Raw genomic sequence first — 1,203 nt, 5'->3', positions numbered from 1 at the left:
AGCTTGACAAATAAAGGGTTAAGGAATATAATTAGATTCAGTATTATACAAGGAGTTAATAAATATGCGGCAAGGTATTCTTAAATAAACTGTCAATTTGATAGTGGGAACAAAAAGTAGCAGTCTCGTTTCACTTTTAATATGGGGCTTAGTTTTTTGTACCCAGTTTAAGAATACTTTTATCATGTAATTTTATATGCCCGAAAACATATAAGTGTTTTGGGGCTATTGGAGTTATTTACCCAGTGATAGGAGTATTTATCACTGGGTATTTTTATGCCCTTTTTTGGGTGTTGATAGGAGGAAAATCACATGAAAATAATTAACTTAGGCATTCTGGCTCACGTTGACGCAGGAAAGACAACATTAACGGAAAGTTTATTGTATACCAGTGGTGCAATTGCAGAACTAGGGAGCGTAGATGAAGGCACAACAAGGACAGATACAATGAATTTGGAGCGTCAAAGGGGAATCACTATCCAGACAGCAGTGACATCTTTTCAGTGGGAGGATGTAAAAGTCAACATTATAGATACGCCAGGCCATATGGATTTTTTGGCGGAAGTATACCGTTCTTTATCCGTATTAGACGGAGCAGTATTATTAGTTTCTGCAAAGGATGGCATACAGGCACAGACCCGTATACTGTTTCATGCACTACAGACAATGAAGATTCCGACAATTTTTTTCATCAATAAAATTGACCAAGAGGGGATTGATTTGCCAATGGTATATCGAGAAATGAAAGCAAAGCTTTCTTCGGAAATTATAGTGAAGCAAAAGGTTGGGCAGCATCCCCATATAAATGTAACGGACAATGACGATATGGAACAGTGGGATGCGGTAATTATGGGAAACGATGAACTATTAGAGAAATATATGTCAGGGAAACCGTTTAAAATGTCAGAACTGGAACAGGAAGAAAACAGGAGATTCCAAAACGGAACGTTATTTCCCGTTTATCACGGAAGCGCTAAAAACAATCTGGGGATTCGGCAGCTTATAGAAGTGATTGCCAGTAAATTTTATTCATCAACGCCTGAAGGTCAATCTGAACTATGCGGGCAGGTTTTTAAGATTGAATATTCAGAGAAAAGGCGGCGTTTTGTTTATGTGCGTATATATAGCGGAACATTGCATTTGAGGGATGTTATTAGAATATCTGAAAAAGAGAAAATAAAAATCACAGAGATGTGTGTTCCG

General features: G+C 37.6%; 1 pseudogene. It reads left to right on the top strand.

Annotated elements, in window-relative coordinates:
- Positions 1 to 312: 312 nt before the first annotated feature.
- Positions 313 to 1,203, top strand: a pseudogene (gene tet(O) / locus IAG03_RS14025) (tetracycline resistance ribosomal protection protein Tet(O)); the annotation flags it as partial.

It is taken from the genome of Yeguia hominis, from assembly GCF_014384705.1.
Lineage (GTDB): Bacteria > Bacillota > Clostridia > Oscillospirales > Acutalibacteraceae > Yeguia > Yeguia hominis.
Note: the sequence above shows the minus strand (reverse complement) of the source record. Positions and strands in the feature narration are given on the sequence as shown.